Origin of the sequence: Tomitella fengzijianii (genome assembly GCF_007559025.1) — a bacterium.
In the GTDB taxonomy this organism is placed as follows: Bacteria; Actinomycetota; Actinomycetes; order Mycobacteriales; family Mycobacteriaceae; genus Tomitella; species Tomitella fengzijianii.
Map to the genome: position 1 here is coordinate 2,203,486 of NZ_CP041765.1, position 15,385 is coordinate 2,218,870.

Below are 15,385 nucleotides of genomic sequence, written 5' to 3' on the forward strand. Positions count from 1 at the left end.
CGGGCCAGCGTATGCCCTCGCCCCGAGTGGTGCGCCGCTAACCCGCCGCACCGGGGCGGGGGAGGTTTCGGGCACCCCGCCCCCGCCCGCGGCCCGGGTTGTAGCGTTCGTGGGACATCGCCGCGGCGACGGTGCCGCAGGCCCGTCCGCCGCGGCACGGACCGGCGCGCACCGGTGCTCGTCCGCACACCGCATGAAGGGAGTCCGCCAGTGCACGTCGTCGTCATGGGCTGCGGCCGCGTCGGAGCCTCGCTGGCGGCCTCGCTGTACCGGGTCGGCCACGAGGTCGCCATCATCGACCGCGACCCGCTGGCCTTCGACCGGCTCGCCACCGACTTCCCGTCCGAACGCATCGTGGGCATGGGCTTCGACCGCTCCGTGCTCATCCGCGCCGGCATCGAGAAGGCCGACGCCTTCGCCGCGGTCAGTTCGGGTGACAATTCCAACATCATCGGCGCCCGCGTGGCGCGCGAGATGTTCGGCGTCGAACGGGTCGTGGCGCGGATCTACGATGCCAAACGCGCCCGGGTGTTCGAGCGCCTCGGAATCCCCACGATCGCGACCGTCCCGTGGACCACCGACCGGTTCCTGCAGGCGATCACGCAGGACTCCCCGTCCGACAGCTGGCGCGACCCGTCCGGCAACGTCGCGGTCGTGGCCGTCAACCCGCACGAGGACTGGATGGGCCGCAGGACGTCGGCCCTGGAGGACGCGCTCCGCGCGCGAGTGGCGTTCCTCATCCGCTACGGCGCGGGCGTACTGCCCGACGCGCGCACAGTTCTACAGGCCGACGACCAGGTGTACATCGCCGCAGTCGCAGGGCGCGTCGCGGAGGCGGTGGCGCTGGCCGAGGCGCCACCGCCCGCCGACCTGTGACGCTCCTCCGCCCGATCGACCGCCGCACGACCGACCGCAACAAGTGACGAGGGTGCCCCGATGAGAATTGCCATAGCCGGAGCGGGCGCGGTGGGCCGCGCCATCGCCGGCGAGCTCCTGGTCAGCGGACACAGCGTCATGCTCATCGAGCGCAAGGCGACCGCCATCGACCCCGACGCCATCCCCGGCGCACGATGGGTGCACGCCGACGCCTGTGAGCTCGGCCGCCTCGAAGAGGCCGAGCTGCAGAACGTCGACGTCATGATCGCCGCCACCGGCGACGACAAGGCCAACCTCGTCGCGAGCCTGCTCGCCAAGATCGAGTTCGCAGTGCAGCGGGTGGTGGCCCGCGTCAACGACCCGCGCAACGAGTGGCTCTTCGACGAGTCGTGGGGCGTCGACGTGGCGGTCTCGACGCCCCAGATGCTCGCCTCGCTCGTCGAGGAAGCGGTGACGGTGGGAGACCTGGTGCGGCTGATGACGCTGCGCCAGGGCAACGCGAACCTCGTCGAGGTGACCCTGCCGGACGACACTCCGCTGGCCGGCAAGCCGGTGCGCAGGATACCGCTGCCCCGCGATGCGGCCCTGGTGACGATCCTGCGCGGGGGCCGCGTGATCGTGCCGGAGCCGGACGACCCGCTCGAGGGCAGCGACGAACTGCTCTTCGTCACCACCGACAGCGTCGAGGACGCCCTGCGTCAGGCCCTGGGGCTCGGATCGCCGGAGGAGTACGGCTCGCCGGCGCGATAGTCGGTGTCCGGCGCCGCTTCCGCGGGCCGCCGCGCGTCGCCGGCGTCCGGATCGCCTCCGGCCGCGGTGTCGCCGCCATCCTGCCCGGCGCTCTCCTGCCCGGCGCCCTCGTCATCGGCGCCTTCGTCATCGGCCGCCTCCTCCGGCCCGCCGAGCTCGTCGAACACCGCGGCGTCCGCGCGCCGGATCGCATAGAACGTGACCAGCAGTGCCACGGCGGCCAGCGGCCAGCCCATGGCGACGCGCGCGAAGGCCAGCCACCCGGTCTGGTCCGAATCGTAGAGCTGCGACTGCACCAGGTAGCGCGCGGCGAACACGACCGCCCAGCCGATGGTGGCGACGTCGTAGAGCGTGCGGGCCCGCCGCACGGTGCGCCACCGGGACGAGATCCCGTTGAGCCCGTTCCAGATGACGCCCACCAGAGGCCAGCGCACCAGCACCGACAGCAGGAACACGCCCCCGTAGACGAGCGAGGTGTAGATGCCGAACAGGAAGTACCCCTTGGCGGTGCCGGTCCGGTGCGCGATGTAGGCGCAGATGCCGACGCCGATGAACCCGGAGACGGCGGGCTGGATCTTCTCACCGCGTACGAGCCGCCACAGCAGGATGGCGGCAGCGACGCCCAGCGCCGCGTACAGCGCGGGCTGCAGGCTCCAGAGCGCGTTCACGGGCACGAACACGAGGATCGGCAGCGTCGAGTAGACGAGCCCGCCGATCCCGCCCATCTGCTCGAGAAGGGTCTCTTTGCGTTCCTGCTCCTGCGTCACCGTTCGAGGGTGCCACACGTCCGCGTGCTCCGGGGTTTCGCCCGGTCGGCCGCCCGGCCGCGGCTCACGGCTCGCCCTGCAGCTCGTACAGGGGGTTGTAGAGCACCTTCGCGCCGTCGCGATCGCCGAGGCGCCCGCGGACCGAGACGGTGCGGCCCGGCTCGATGCCGGGGATGCGGCGGCGGCCCAGCCAGACGAGTGTGACGGTGTCGTGCCCGTCCCACAGCTCGGCCTCCATGCCCGAAGTGCAGCCGCGCGTGCCCGCGGACACCGTCCGCAGGCGGCCGACCATCGTGATCTCCTCGCCGCGGACGTAATCGGTGCACGGGCGTACCCCTGCGGCCTCGGTGGCCGCGACCATCTCCTTGGTGTCGAGGTCGTCGATATCCTCCGTCAGCCGCTGTGACAGCCGACGGAAATAGCCCTTAGCCGCGGTGGCCATGACGCGCTCCTGTTGACGCTTCCTTCACGCGGTTCGCCCGCCTTGCACCGCCACCCTAGACCCGCTTGCGGGGAGGTTTCATCCGGGCTGGAAGATCGTCACGTGCCTGTGACCTATGACGCCCCGATCGCCGTCCTTCTGCCTGGTACGGGCTCCGATGCCGATTTCGCCCGGCGCGCCCTCGCCCCCGCTGCGGAGTCCCTCGGCGCCCGCAGCATCGACGCCGTCGAGCCCCGATCAGCGCTGGTCGACGGGTACCACCGCGCGCTCAACGAGGCCGCCCGCGAGGCCGGCGACGGCGGGCGCATCCTCATCGGCGGCGTGTCCATCGGCGCGATGACGGCCGTGCAGTGGGCGCTGCGCTCGCCGGACCGGGTGGCGGGCATCATCGCGGCGATGCCCGCCTGGTGCGGCCGGCCGGACGGCACCGCCGCGGCGGCGAGCGCCGCGCTCACCGCGCGCCGCATCGCCGCCGACGGCCTGGAGACGACGATCGCGCAGATGCGCGCCGGCTCGCCGCGCTGGCTGGGGGACGAGCTCGCGCGATCCTGGCGTGTGCTGGGAGCCGACCTCGTCGATTCGATGCGCGCGGCGTCCGGGTACGTGGCGCCCACGCCGACGGAGATAGCGGCGCTCGACGTCCCGATCGGCATCGTGGGCGTCGTCGACGACCCGCTGCACCCCGTCGACGTGGCCCACGCGTGGGCCCGCGCCGCACGGCGGTCCGCCGTGACCACGATCACACTCGACGAACTGGGAGCCGATCCGTCCGTGCTGTCGACGGCGGGGGCCGGGGCGCTGCGCCGGGCCGCCCGTACCCGATAATCGAGGGCGCGCAGGACCCTCAGGCGCCGCCGCCCCGCCGGAACTGCTGCATCGCGGAACCGTTGGGGTTCTGCCGCGGGGCCTGCGACGCACCGTCGCCGTCGGCACCGCCGGCGCCCTGCGCACCGCCGGACGCCTCGCGCAGCGCGTCGGTCATCTGCTGCTGACGCTGCTGGAGCTGCTCCGCCGCGGCGCGCTGCTGCTCCGCCTGTGTCTGCGCCGCGCGCTGCTGCTGGGCCTGCGCCAGCTGCTGCGCCAGCTCCTGGGGCAACGTCACCGTCAGCGGCGAGCGCACCGGCATGGGATCGGTGCCGCGCCGCACCACCGCGCCGCTGATCATCTCGCGTGCGACGCCGGTCAGCTCCGCGTCGTCGCCCACCGAGCCGCTGGGCCCGATCGCGACTCCGCGCAACATCCAACGCGGCCCGTCGACGCCGATGAAGCGCACGTCGCCGTTGGCGGAGGAGGCGTGCAGCTCGCGGCCCCACGGTCCGGTGCGCACCGACGCCGTCGCGCCGTCGCCGCGCACGGACTCCGCGAGTTCCGTGATCACCGACCGCCATTGGCCCGGCGACTTCGGCGCCGCGAACGCCGCCATCGTCACCCGTCCGCCGCCCACTGTGACGAAGACGCCGTTGACGCTGCCGTTGGGCGCCATCTCCACCTGGACCTGCCCGCCCTCGGGCACCGGGATGAGGACCGAGCCCAGGTCCAGCACGCGGGCCTCCGCGGCCAGCTCCTCGAGGCCCTCCACCTCGGCCTCGTCGAAGGGGCCGTCGCTGCGGTCCTGGGCCTCGGGGGCATCGTCGTCCGATCCGCCGGGCGCGGCCTCCGCCGCATCCGCCGAGTCCACCACAGCCTCTGCATCCGCCGCGTCCACCGCAGCCTCTGCATCCGCCGCGTCCACGGCACCGGCCTGCGCCGGTGCGGCGTCCGGTTCCGCACCGGTCTCCTGCCGCTCCGCGGGACTCTGCCCGGGCTGCCCGTCATCCGCCGCCTGGGCCTCGTTCCGCTTATTGCGCCCGAACACCGTCACACTCCCTGTTCCGTCGACTCGTCTGGGCCGCCGCCGCTGCCGGAACGTCCGTCCCCGAGCGCCGAGTGCCCTCCGCTCGATCCGTAGCCGCCATCGCCCCGCGACGTCGCGTCCAGCTCGTCGACCTCCACGAAGTCGACCAGCTCGACCCGCTGCACGACGAGCTGCGCGATCCGGTCTCCGCGCGTGATGTCGATGGCCGTCCGCCTGTCGTGATTGATCAGGCAGACCTTGATCTCACCACGGTAACCCGCGTCAATGGTGCCCGGGGTGTTGACGATCGACAACCCGGCGCGCGCGGCCAATCCGGAGCGCGGATGCACCAGTCCCACGGTCCCGACGGGCAGGGCGATCGCGACGCCCGTCCCGACCAGCACCCTCTCCCCCGGCCCGATGCGGAGGTCCGTCGCGGAACACAGGTCCACACCCGCATCCCCCGGATGCGCCCGCCGCGGCACGGGCAGGCCGTCGTCGAGGCGCCGGAGGCGCACCGGTCCCGGCGCGGCGCCGGAAAGGCCGGATGGCGGGGCGCCGGCGGGGTTGTCACGGCCGGCGGGGACAGCAGAATGAGTCGACACAGCCGGCCAGACTATCCTGGGGGCGTGTCCAACGCTTCACAGTCCACCGATACCGCCGGCAGGCCGGTCCGCAAGGTCGTCTACAGCGAGCGCCTGTGGATCCCGCTCTGGTGGTGGCTCATAGGCGCGGCCGTGGCCGCACTGATCGGGTACGAGCTCCATCTGGCCTTCACGTCGGTCCCCGCGTGGGTGCTGATGGTCGCGCTGCAGCCGATCTCCATCGCGGTCGGCGCCTGGCTCAGCCGGTCCCTGCTGACCGTCACCGACGATCCCGCCGCTGCCGACGGCACCGGACGCGAGTTCCACATCGCCGGCCGCGCCCACCTTCCGCTCAGCGCGGCGGCCAGGGCGATGGCGGTGCCGCGGTCTGCCAAACGGGCCGCCATGGGGCGCCAGCTGGATCCGGCCGCATTCGTCTTCCAGCGCCCGTGGGTGGGGCCGTTGGCGTTGATCGTGCTAGACGACCCCGACGACCCCACCCCCTATTGGCTGGTGAGCTCGCGGCGGCCCCGTCGCCTCCTCGACGCGCTGGGCGCGCCCCAGACGTCGATCCAGGGCGACCCCGCCCACGCGTCGCCGGCGGAGAAGGGCGCCGGCGCGGCGGAGTAGCGCCCTGCACGGCGGGAACCTCCCCGCACGACGGGCATCACGCATGAAAGGGCCGCCCCGAACCCTCGGCATGCCGAGGGTCCGGGGCGGCCGCGCCGCTCCCGCGCAGCGGAGCTCTAGCCGGCGCAATCGCGGCAGAGCAGCTGGCCGTCCGGGGTGACCTCCGCGAGTCGCGACCGGTGGTGCACCAGGTAGCAGCTACTGCAGGTGAACTCGTCCTGCTGCCTCGGCACCACGCGAACGGACAGCTCCTCGCCGGACAGGTCCGCTCCGGGCAACTCGTAGGACTCGGTCGTCTCACCGTCGTCCACGTCCGCGGACGCGGCCTGCGCATCGCCGCGACGGGACTTGAGCTCCTCCAAGGAGTTCTTTCCCGCTTCTTCCGAATCGCCGCGCCTGGGGGCGTCGTAGTCGGTAGCCATTGTTCCTTCCCCTGCCTCGCCGCACGGTGTCGCCGTGCCTGATGCTCGTATCGAACGCGAGCGCCTTGTCACGCCGGGTTCGAACGCCTTGGCTGCATAACGCGCACCTACCACGTTTTGTGCCCGCACATGTCCGAAATATGAAGTGATGTGTGTCACATTTTCGGTCTGCACGGCGCGGGCGCGCAGCACCCGGATCGGCCGGTCCAGGCGGCAAGACGATAGCGAACACTCCCGAACCACACGTCACCGCCCCCGCCCTCACCGGCCGAAGCCGCCGAAACCGCCCGGAATACCACGTGCTCAGCGTGTGTCGCGCTGCCCCGCGGCCGCCTGACGCATAGGGTGGGCACACCGGATGCAGCGAGCAAGCCCCGTGCCTGCCTGCGAGTACGTGCACGGCCCGCCGGTGCGCGCCCGCCATGCGGACGCGAATCCGGTGAACGACAAGAGGAAGCCGCCCCCGTGGCGCGAGGAAAGGCCCACAGCCCGTGGTTGCACTGATCACCAACGGTCACTCGACCGACTGGCGCGGCCGTCCGTTCCGGCACCGCAACCGCCTGCCCGGCCTGATCCTCGCCGCCGTCCTCGTCGTCATCGTCGCGATCGTCTGGACGCTCGCCTTCAGCTCCGACGGCGAGGACGCGTCGGCCACCGCCTGCAACGCGCCGGACCCGGGCGGCGCCCCGCTCGGCCGCCACGTGGACGGCTCGATCAAGGACGTCGACCCCGCGCCGCTGGCGGACACCCGCATCCGGGTGTTCAATGCCAACGGGCAGAGCGGCCAGGCGGCCCATGTGGCCGCGGGGCTGAGCGATATCGGCTTCCATCCGGCCGCGGACAATGCCGTCTCCAACGATCCGGTGTACCTCAATCAGGCCCTGCAATGTCAGGGTCAGATCCGCTTCGGCGCCCAGGGCGAAGCCGCTGCGAGCGCCCTGTGGCTGGTGGTCCCGTGCGCCGAGCTGATCCGGGACGACCGCGCCGACGCCACCGTCGACCTGGCCCTGGGCACCCTCTTCCACGACTTGTCCACCAACTCCGACGCGGAGGCCGTGCTCAAGGCCCTGCGGGTCCCCCAGGGCGGGCCAGCGCCGGAGATCGACCCGGCACTGATCGAAGGCGCACACAACGTGCGCTGCTGACGGCACGCGCGGCCGCCGCGCCGCACGCCGGAGCACGCACGGATCGCCGGCTCCGCGTCACTGCGCCGGGATCGGGTCCAGCCCTCCCGCGCGGTCCAGAATGCGCCGCAGCGCGGTCGCGATCCCCGGAGCGGCCGCGAGCGTGACGGCACCCTCGCCGCTGGTCGAATCGGGCCCGGGCACGTGCACCACTGCCCCGGCCTCGCCCGCGATCAGCGCCCCGGCCGCCCAATCCCACGGGCTCAGCCCGTGCTCGAAGTGCGCGTCCACCTGCCCGTCCGCGACCATGCACAGATCCAGCGCCCCGGCACCGATCCGCCGGATGTCGCGCACCTGCGGCAGCAGCTCCGCGATGACCCGGCCTTGACGCACGCGCCGCGACCTCTCATACCCGAAGCCGGTGGCCACCAGCGCCACCGCCGGGTCCGTGACGCCGGTGACCTGCAGGGGCGACACCGTCCCGTCGGCCTCCGTCACGTGCGCCCCGCCGCCGGCCGTCGCGCTGTAGAGCCGCCGGCCGGCCACGTCCACGACGGCCCCCGCCACCGAGCGGCCGTCGATCTGGGCGGCCAGTGAGACGGCGTAGGCCGGGATCCCGTAGAGGAAGTTCACAGTCCCGTCGATCGGGTCGACGACCCACCGCACCGCCCCCGGACGTGCCGCACCGCCGCCGGCCTCCTCGCCCAGCACCGTGTCGCCGGGACGAAGCCGCGCGAGCATGGACCGCACCAGGTCCTCCGACTCGGTGTCGACCACCGTCACGGGATCCGTGGGCGTGCTCTTGGCCCGCACCGCGCCGCCGCCCCGAGGCCCGCCCCCGGGCCCGCCGAAGACCTCCGGTCTGCGCCCCCGCACGTGCGCGGCCGCCGCCTGCGCCACGTCCACGGCCACCGTGAGCAGCTCCTGCGCCCCGGCTCCGTCGATGGCAGGGGCCTCCCCGGAGCCGGGTCCGTACCTGTTCTCGGGTCGATCCACGAAGCCTGTCACCCCTCCATCGCAGCACACGGGTCGCGATCCGTCGACGCCGGTACGGCCACCGCGCAGCGGGTATTGTGATGTCCGCTACTCAGGTTCGACGACGGGGAGAGGGATTGCGGTGGGCGTGACGCCGGGACTCAACGTGCATCAGGGCAGCGCGAATCAGGGCAGCGCGCATAAGAGCGACTCGGAACGGAGCAGCGCGGCTCAGGGCGGCGCGGACTCGACGGCCGCAGCGGCTTCGCACGAGATCGCGTTCGGTGTCGACATCGGCGGCAGCGGGATCAAGGGCGCCATGGTGGACCTGCGCACCGGTGATTTCGTCGATTCGCGCATCAAGATCGCGACGCCCTCGCCCGCCACACCCCACGCGGTCGCGGAGACCGTGCGCACCATCGTCGAGCGCGCCCAGTGGGCGGGGCCCGTGGGCATCACGCTCCCGTCGGTGGTGCGCGGCGGCATCGTGCGTACCGCCGCCAACATCGATCCGTCGTGGATCGGCGTCGCGGCGGCCGACCACTTCCGCGATGCCCTCGGCCTCGACTGCGCGGTCCTCAACGACGCGGACGCCGCGGGAATCGCCGAGGACCGATACGGGGCCGCCAGCGACGTCGACGGCGCCGTCATGCTGCTCACCTTCGGCACCGGGATCGGCTCGGCCATCCTCAACCACGGCATGCTCATACCCAACACGGAGTTCGGCCACCTGGAGGTGGACGGCAAGGAGGCGGAACATCGCGCCGCCTCGTCCGTGCGCACCCGCAAGAACATGAGCTGGAAGCACTGGAGCGCGGAAGTGTCCCGGGTGCTCGTGGCCATCGAGCGATTGGTCTATCCCGACGTGTTCATCGTCGGCGGCGGCATCAGCAGGGACTCGGACAAGTGGGTCCCGCGGCTGACCAACGAGACGCCGGTGCGCGTCGCGACCCTGCACAACAGGGCGGGCATCGCCGGCGCGGCGCTGATGGCCGCCGCGCCGGGGGCGGTGCTCCAGCCCCAGCCGCATTCCCCGGCGAGATCGTGAACGGCGGAGCGGACGGCCGGTCAGCCCCGTCGGCGCATGCGGGGGGACGGCGCCGCCGCAGGTGCACCGCCTGATCCGCGGGCCCGACGGGCCACGGCGCCGCTGCTGGGGTCACGTGCACGACCACCGGGTCCCGTCGATCGTTACAATGGCACACAGTCCGGCTCGTTCCGGAAGATCCGCTCAGACTCTCCGCCGGGCACCGCCGGTGTGATTTTGCACGACATCGTCATGAAAGGGCGTACGTGGTAGCCACCGATACCCGTCCCACACCCGACGGCTCTACGGAGTCCTCGGCACCGTCCGACGCCGACGCCGCACCAGTCAAGAAGGCCGCCGCCAAGAAGCCGGCGGCGAAGAAGACCGCCGCCAAGAAGGCTCCGGCCAAGAAGGCCGCGAAGAAGGCTCCTGCGAAGAAGGCCGCCGCCAAGAAGGCCGGCGCCAAGGCCACCGGCCCGGAGGGCGCCGCGCCCGAAGCCGAGGACATCGACCCGGCCGAGATCCCCGTGAACGACGAGCCCGAGGAGCCCTCCGAGAAGGACAAGGCGTCCGGCGACTTCGTCTGGGACGAGGACGAGTCGGAAGCGCTCCGCCAGGCCCGCAAGGACGCGGAGCTCACGGCCTCCGCCGACTCGGTGCGCGCGTACCTCAAGCAGATCGGCAAGGTGGCGCTGCTCAATGCGGAGCAGGAGGTGGAGCTGGCCAAGCGCATCGAGGCCGGGCTGTTCTCCAACCACAAGCTCGGCGAGTACAAGGAACGCGGCGAGCGCCCCACCGTCGCCGTGCGCCGCGACCTGATGTGGATCACCCGCGACGGCAACCGCGCGAAGAACCACCTGCTCGAGGCCAACCTGCGCCTGGTCGTCTCCCTGGCCAAGCGCTACACCGGCCGCGGCATGGCGTTCCTGGACCTTATCCAGGAGGGCAACCTGGGCCTGATCCGCGCCGTCGAGAAGTTCGACTACACCAAGGGCTACAAGTTCTCCACCTACGCCACGTGGTGGATCCGCCAGGCCATCACCCGCGCCATGGCAGACCAGGCCCGCACCATCCGCATCCCCGTGCACATGGTGGAGGTCATCAACAAGCTCGGCCGCATCCAGCGCGAGCTCCTCCAGGACCTGGGCCGCGAGCCCACGCCGGAGGAACTGGCCAAAGAGATGGACATCACCCCCGAGAAGGTCCTCGAGATCCAGCAGTACGCCCGCGAGCCGATCTCGCTCGACCAGACGATCGGCGACGAAGGCGATAGCCAGCTCGGCGATTTCATCGAGGATTCCGAGGCCATCGTGGCCGTGGACGCCGTCTCGTTCACCCTCCTGCAGGACCAGCTGCGCTCGGTGCTCGAGACGCTCTCCGAGCGCGAGGCGGGCGTCGTGCGGCTGCGCTTCGGCCTCACCGACGGGCAGCCTCGGACGCTCGACGAGATCGGGCAGGTCTACGGGGTCACCCGCGAGCGGATCCGCCAGATCGAGTCCAAGACGATGTCCAAGCTCCGCCACCCGTCGCGCTCACAGGTTCTGCGCGACTATCTCGACTGAGTCGTCGACCGGTTCCGCGGGGCGCGCACCCGCGGAACCGCATGCTCCGGCCGCCTCCCAGTGCACTGGGAGGCGGCCGGATTCGTCCCGTCCCCCGCCCGCCGGACCTGTCGCCGGGCAGATGCTCTCAACGCCCTCTGCGGGACGCCGTCACTCCCCCGCGGGTTCGGAGGACCCGCCCGGTCCGGCACGGAGTTCTCCGTCGCCGCCGGGGTCGCCGGACCGGGTTTCGGCCACGTCCGGCTCCGTGCCCGACAGCCGCTCGGCCCGTGCGCGCCTACGCCGGTTGCGCCGGCGCGCCACCCGGTCCTGCAGGCCCCGCGCGCCGGGTTCGGCCACCTTGGCCAGCACCGGCCCCAGGATCGCCATGATCAGCACGTAGGCACTCGCCATGGCCGCGAGTTCACCGTTGACGGCACCCGCGGCGACCGCCAGACCCGCGATGACGATGGAGAACTCGCCTCGCGCCACCAGCGTGGTGCCGGCACGGAGCTGGCCCATCCTGGCCACGTTGGCGTGCCGCGCCGCGATGACGCCGGTGATGATCTTGGTGACGGTGCTGACCAGCGCCAGCGCCAGCGCCCAGCCGAGCACGGGCGGGATCGTCGCGATGTCCGTGTTGAGCCCGAACACGACGAAGAAGATCGCCGCGAACAGGTCCCGCAGCGGCTCCAGCAGTTTGGCGGCACTGCGGGCGGTCGCACCCGATACCGCGATGCCCAGCAGGAACGCGCCCACCGCCGCGGAGACCTGGAGCGCCTGCGCCAGCCCCGCCACCAACAGCGCGGCACCCAGCATCTTGAGCAGGAACGTCTCTTTGTCCGGGCTGGAGACGAGTGCCGAGACGAACCGCCCGTAGCGCAACGCGATCACCAGGACCACGCTCACGGCCAGCAGCGCGATGCCGACCGCTTCAAACCCGCCGAGCACGCTGACTCCGCCGATCACGGCGGTGAGGATCGGCAGATACACCGCCATGGCGAGGTCCTCGAACACGAGGATGGACAGCACCACGGGCGTCTCCCTGTTGCCGTAGCGGCCCAGGTCCAACAGCACCTTCGCGATGATCCCCGTCGACGAGCTGTAGGTGACGCCGGCCATCACCAGCGCGCCCACGGGCCCCCACCCGAGCAGAAGCGCCAGACCCGCGCCCGGCGCGGCGTTGAGGACCACGTCGAGCACGCCCCCGAACCACGAGCGGCGCAGCCCGGTCATCAGCTCGGCCGCCGAGTACTCCAGCCCCAACAGCAGCAACAGCAGGACCACGCCGATATCGGCGGCCAAGTCGCTGAAGTCGCCGATGTCGCCCAGCGAGATCAGCCCGCCGTTGCCGAAGGCGAGCCCGCCCAGCAGGTACAGCGGGATCGGCGACAGCCCGATGCGGCCCGCGAGGCGTCCGACGACGCCCAGGACGAAGAAGACGCCACCGAGCTCGAGAAGCCCGAGAGTCGCGGCGTCCACCGATGCCTACCCGCGGTGCAGGATCTTGGCGGCGGCCTCGATTCCCTCTGCGGTTCCGACGATGATCAGGAGATCCGCGCCGATGATCGTGAAGTCCGGGCGCGGCGACGGGTAGATCTCGCCGGCGCGCATGACCGCGACGATCGACGCCCCCGTCCGGGTGCGGATCTGCGTGTCCCCCATCGCACGGCCGTCGAACGGCGAGTCCTCCGGCACGGAGATCTGCCGGGTGGTGAGCCCGGGAAGGTCGCGATGTTCATCGCGCAGCTGCTCGACAAGCTGCGGAGCGCCGAGCAGATTGCTCAGCGTCGACGCCTCCTCGACCGTCAGCGGGATCGAGGCCATGCAGGCGTCCGGATCGTCCGAACGGGACAGGATCAGGTCCAGTCCGCCCTCACGGTGCGAGACGACGCCGATGCGGCGCCGTGCTGAAACCTCGAAGTCCTTGCGGACACCGATCCCCGGGAGGGGCGTGACTTCAACGTTCATCGGCTCACCCTAACGCAGCGCGTTCGTCCACTTGCACCTCGATGATGCATCGCGTCCGCGTGGCGTGCGAGGCGGCCCCGCCACCGGCCTCGGCCGCCGATTTCGCTCTCGGCGCAATCCGCGGCTCCGCACGCCTGAACAGCGGGTTCAGCCGAGGTCGGGACGGTGGGCGCATGCCCTCGGTCACACGCCGACGCGCACGGGAACAACCCGGACCGCCCATGCGTCTGGCACAGTGAACGGACAGAACGTCACAGCCGAGTTCGCGTTCATGCAACCGGATGGTCCCGGACCCGAAATCCATCGGGGTCGGGAAACCGCTGAGACGCACCCATCGGGTGTCGAGGACGGAGGAGTCATGACAGGCACACTGATCAGCACCCCGCTGACCGCCGCCGACCGCTGCGACCGCTGTGGTGCGGCCGCCAAGGTCCGCGTGACGCTTCCCTCCGGCGGCGAGCTTCTGTTCTGCCGCCACCACGGAAACGAGCACGAGGACCGCCTCCGCGAGATCGCGGCGACCATCGACGCACAGCCCGTCGACGCCTGAGCGCGAGCGGCACCGCGCGGCCGCCTGACCACGCTTCCGCCCGGGCGGGGCCGATCGATCGGCCCCGCCCGGGCGCGTCGCGTCACCCCGATGCCTCGTCCGGCGGACCGCCGCGGCACCCCGGGGTCAGTGGCTGCGCAGGTAGGTGATCCGCGCCTGCAACTGCTCGGCCGAGGCCAGCGCCGTGGGCGGCCCGCCGCAGACGCGCCGCAGCTCACCGTGGACCACGCCGTGCGGGCGGCCTGTCCGGTGATGGTTGAGGGCCACGAGCGCATTGAGCTCGCGCCGCAGTTCCGTGAGCTGCCGCCGGGTATCGGTGCCGCCGTCCCCCGCGGGCGCCGGCACCGCCGGCCCGGCGGGCGTGGCCTGCGCGGCCGCACCGGCCCCGGTCGACCGATCGTCGAGCTGCTCGCTCTGCCGCCGCCGGAGCAGGTCGCGCATCTGGTCGGCGTTGAGCAGCCCGGGCAGACCCAGGTAGTCGGCCTCTTCGTCGGAACCGGCGAAGGTCGCGGTGCCGAACGAGGACCCGTCGTAGATCACCTGGTCCAGCTCCGCGTCGGCGCCGATCGACGTGTAGGCCTTCTCCTCCTCGCCCGGCTCGTCCTTCTGCTTGTTCGCGTCCGCGAGCAGCTGGTCGTCGAGCCCCTCCTCCCGGTGCGGCTTGCCCAGGATGTGGTCGCGCTGGGTTTCGAGCTGGCTGGCGAGGTCCAGCAGCACCGGCACCGAGGGCAGGAACACGCTGGCCGTCTCCCCCGGTCTGCGCGACCGGACGAAGCGTCCGATCGCCTGCGCGAAGTACAACGGCGTGGACGCGCTGGTGGCGTAGACGCCCACGGCCAGGCGCGGTACGTCGACGCCCTCGGAGACCATGCGTACCGCCACCATCCACCGGCTGTCCCCTGCGGCGAACTCCGCGATCCGCTGCGAGGCGGACGGGTCGTCGGAGAGGACCACTGCGGGCTCCTCGCCGCAGATGGCGGCGAGCACCTTCGCGTAGGCGCGCGCGGTGGTCTGGTCGGTGGCGATGACGAGTCCCCCGGCGTCCGGCATCCCTCCGGAGCGCAGCTGTGCCAGCCTGGTGTTGGCGGCCGTGAGGACGGACGGGATCCAGTCCCCCGCCGGGTCGAGCGCCGTCTTCCACGCCCGCGCCGTCTGCTCGGCGTTGAGCGGCTCGCCGAGCCGCGCCGAGTACTCCTCGCCTGCGCTCGTGCGCCAGCGCGCCTCGCCCGAATACGCGAGGAACACCACGGGCCGGACGACGCCGTCGGCGAGAGCATCGGAATAGCCGTACGAGTGGTCGGACTTCGAGCGCATCAGGCCGTCACCGTCGGGCTCGTAGGTGACGAACGGGATCGCGCTGTCGTCGCTGCGGAAGGGCGTGCCGGTGAGCGAGAGACGGCGGGCGGCGTCATCGAACGCCTCGCGGATGCCCTCGCCCCAGCTCTTCGCGTCGCCGCCGTGGTGGATCTCGTCCAGGATTACCAGGGTGCGCCGGTTCTCGGTGCGGACGCGGTGCCGGAACGGATGCGAGGCGACCTGCGCATAGGTGACGACCACGCCGTGGTAGTCGCCGGAGGTCTGCCCCACCGAGTTGGAGAAGTCCGGGTCCAGGGCGATGCCGGCCCGGCGCGCGGACTCGGCCCACTGGTACTTGAGGTGCTCGGTGGGGGCGACCACCGTGATCTGATCCACGGTGCGGTCCGCCAGCAGCTCCGCGGCCACCCGCAGTCCGAACGTGGTCTTCCCGGCACCCGGCGTGGCCACCGCGAGGAAGTCGCGCGGATTGGTCGTCAGATACCTGGTGAGCGCCCTGCGCTGCCAGGCGCGCAGCGCACCCTTTCCCACGCGGGCGTCCGCGTTGGCCGCCTCCGCCGTTTCCGCATCCTGCACCT

Annotated in this window: 17 protein-coding genes; 8 read left to right on the plus strand and 9 right to left on the minus strand. The window is 72.0% G+C overall.

Translation table 11 applies throughout. From position 1 onward, the window contains the following. Positions 1-210: 210 nt before the first annotated feature. Both FO059_RS09995 and FO059_RS10000 read left to right on the plus strand, forming a co-directional pair. The gene (locus FO059_RS09995; protein ID WP_143908441.1) at positions 211-876 is read left to right on the plus strand and encodes a potassium channel family protein; all 666 of its coding nucleotides are present in this window, start codon (positions 211-213) and stop codon (positions 874-876) included. 60 nt (positions 877-936) lie between these two features. Next, positions 937-1,626 (plus strand): potassium channel family protein, encoded by a 690-nt coding sequence (locus FO059_RS10000; RefSeq protein WP_143908444.1) that lies wholly within the window; start codon positions 937-939, stop codon positions 1,624-1,626. Here FO059_RS10000 and FO059_RS10005 read toward each other — a convergent pair. Then, positions 1,575-2,351, minus strand: coding sequence for a DUF3159 domain-containing protein (locus FO059_RS10005; protein WP_143910629.1), 777 nt, complete (start codon positions 2,349-2,351; stop codon positions 1,575-1,577). The two genes, FO059_RS10000 and FO059_RS10005, sit on opposite strands and share 52 nt — an antisense overlap. Before the next feature lie 106 nt (positions 2,352-2,457). Continuing rightward, positions 2,458-2,835, minus strand: coding sequence for an OB-fold nucleic acid binding domain-containing protein (locus tag FO059_RS10010; protein ID WP_143908446.1), 378 nt, complete (start codon positions 2,833-2,835; stop codon positions 2,458-2,460). Between the two features lie 102 nt (positions 2,836-2,937). Here FO059_RS10010 and FO059_RS10015 point away from each other — a divergent pair, with 102 nt between their 5' ends. Then, positions 2,938-3,660: an alpha/beta hydrolase gene (locus FO059_RS10015; RefSeq protein WP_199257086.1), complete on the plus strand. Its 723-nt coding sequence runs from the start codon at positions 2,938-2,940 to the stop codon at positions 3,658-3,660. Positions 3,661-3,679: 19 nt separating this feature from the next. Here the strand turns inward: FO059_RS10015 and FO059_RS10020 are convergent, their stop codons facing one another. Together FO059_RS10020 and dut are read right to left on the minus strand one after the other, a co-directional pair. Beyond that, positions 3,680-4,690 (minus strand): DUF3710 domain-containing protein, encoded by a 1,011-nt coding sequence (locus tag FO059_RS10020; RefSeq protein ID WP_143908448.1) that lies wholly within the window; start codon positions 4,688-4,690, stop codon positions 3,680-3,682. 2 nt (positions 4,691-4,692) lie between these two features. Continuing rightward, positions 4,693-5,187 carry a dUTP diphosphatase gene (gene dut, locus FO059_RS10025; protein ID WP_143910631.1) on the minus strand — a complete coding sequence of 165 codons (495 nt, stop codon included), beginning with the start codon at positions 5,185-5,187 and terminating at the stop codon, positions 4,693-4,695. A gap of 111 nt (positions 5,188-5,298) precedes the next feature. On the opposite strand from dut, the gene FO059_RS10030 reads away from it, so the two are divergent. Then, a complete protein-coding gene (locus FO059_RS10030; RefSeq protein ID WP_233266947.1) occupies positions 5,299-5,883 on the plus strand; it encodes a DUF3093 domain-containing protein in 585 nt (194 codons plus the stop codon). 116 nt (positions 5,884-5,999) lie between these two features. On the opposite strand, the gene FO059_RS10035 is transcribed toward FO059_RS10030, so the two are convergent. Next, complete coding sequence (locus FO059_RS10035) at positions 6,000-6,305, minus strand: DUF4193 domain-containing protein (protein WP_143908450.1); 306 nt, start codon at positions 6,303-6,305, stop codon at positions 6,000-6,002. 491 nt (positions 6,306-6,796) lie between these two features. Between FO059_RS10035 and cei the strand changes: the two genes are divergently transcribed. Beyond that, positions 6,797-7,450 (plus strand): envelope integrity protein Cei, encoded by a 654-nt coding sequence (gene cei, locus FO059_RS10040; protein ID WP_143908453.1) that lies wholly within the window; start codon positions 6,797-6,799, stop codon positions 7,448-7,450. A gap of 57 nt (positions 7,451-7,507) precedes the next feature. On the opposite strand, the gene FO059_RS10045 is transcribed toward cei, so the two are convergent. After that, on the minus strand, positions 7,508-8,425 hold the full coding sequence (locus tag FO059_RS10045; protein WP_372497894.1) for an inositol monophosphatase family protein: 918 nt from the start codon (positions 8,423-8,425) through the stop codon (positions 7,508-7,510). Positions 8,426-8,678: 253 nt separating this feature from the next. Here FO059_RS10045 and ppgK point away from each other — a divergent pair, with 253 nt between their 5' ends. Together ppgK and FO059_RS10055 are read left to right on the plus strand one after the other, a co-directional pair. Next, a complete protein-coding gene (ppgK, locus tag FO059_RS10050) occupies positions 8,679-9,452 on the plus strand; it encodes a polyphosphate--glucose phosphotransferase (RefSeq protein WP_268892885.1) in 774 nt (257 codons plus the stop codon). Between the two features lie 245 nt (positions 9,453-9,697). Beyond that, positions 9,698-10,993 (plus strand): RNA polymerase sigma factor, encoded by a 1,296-nt coding sequence (locus tag FO059_RS10055; protein WP_143908457.1) that lies wholly within the window; start codon positions 9,698-9,700, stop codon positions 10,991-10,993. A 150-nt stretch (positions 10,994-11,143) separates the two neighbouring features. Here FO059_RS10055 and FO059_RS10060 read toward each other — a convergent pair whose 3' ends face one another. Both FO059_RS10060 and FO059_RS10065 read right to left on the minus strand, forming a co-directional pair. Next, positions 11,144-12,454, minus strand: a complete 1,311-nt coding sequence (locus tag FO059_RS10060) for a cation:proton antiporter (protein WP_143908459.1) — start codon at positions 12,452-12,454, stop codon at positions 11,144-11,146. 6 nt (positions 12,455-12,460) lie between these two features. After that, complete coding sequence (locus FO059_RS10065) at positions 12,461-12,943, minus strand: cation:proton antiporter regulatory subunit (RefSeq protein WP_143908461.1); 483 nt, start codon at positions 12,941-12,943, stop codon at positions 12,461-12,463. Positions 12,944-13,301: 358 nt separating this feature from the next. Between FO059_RS10065 and FO059_RS10070 the strand changes: the two genes are divergently transcribed. Further along, the gene (locus tag FO059_RS10070) at positions 13,302-13,493 is read left to right on the plus strand and encodes a DUF7455 domain-containing protein (RefSeq protein WP_143908463.1); all 192 of its coding nucleotides are present in this window, start codon (positions 13,302-13,304) and stop codon (positions 13,491-13,493) included. 126 nt (positions 13,494-13,619) lie between these two features. Here FO059_RS10070 and FO059_RS10075 read toward each other — a convergent pair whose 3' ends face one another. Next, positions 13,620-15,383, minus strand: coding sequence for a DEAD/DEAH box helicase (locus tag FO059_RS10075; protein ID WP_143910634.1), 1,764 nt, complete (start codon positions 15,381-15,383; stop codon positions 13,620-13,622). Between the last annotated feature and the right edge of the window lie 2 nt (positions 15,384-15,385).

What these genes read in the sequence shown, in the direction of transcription:
- FO059_RS10000 (WP_143908444.1), top strand. Translation starts at nt 937, where the DNA reads ATGAGAATTGCCATAGCCGGAGCGGGCGCGGTGGGCCGCGCCATCGCC.
- FO059_RS10005 (WP_143910629.1), bottom strand. Translation starts at nt 2,351, where the DNA reads ATGGGCGGGATCGGCGGGCTCGTCTACTCGACGCTGCCGATCCTCGTG.
- FO059_RS10010 (WP_143908446.1), bottom strand. Translation starts at nt 2,835, where the DNA reads ATGGCCACCGCGGCTAAGGGCTATTTCCGTCGGCTGTCACAGCGGCTG.
- FO059_RS10035 (WP_143908450.1), bottom strand. Translation starts at nt 6,305, where the DNA reads ATGGCTACCGACTACGACGCCCCCAGGCGCGGCGATTCGGAAGAAGCG.
- FO059_RS10065 (WP_143908461.1), bottom strand. Translation starts at nt 12,943, where the DNA reads ATGAACGTTGAAGTCACGCCCCTCCCGGGGATCGGTGTCCGCAAGGAC.
- FO059_RS10070 (WP_143908463.1), top strand. Translation starts at nt 13,302, where the DNA reads ATGACAGGCACACTGATCAGCACCCCGCTGACCGCCGCCGACCGCTGC.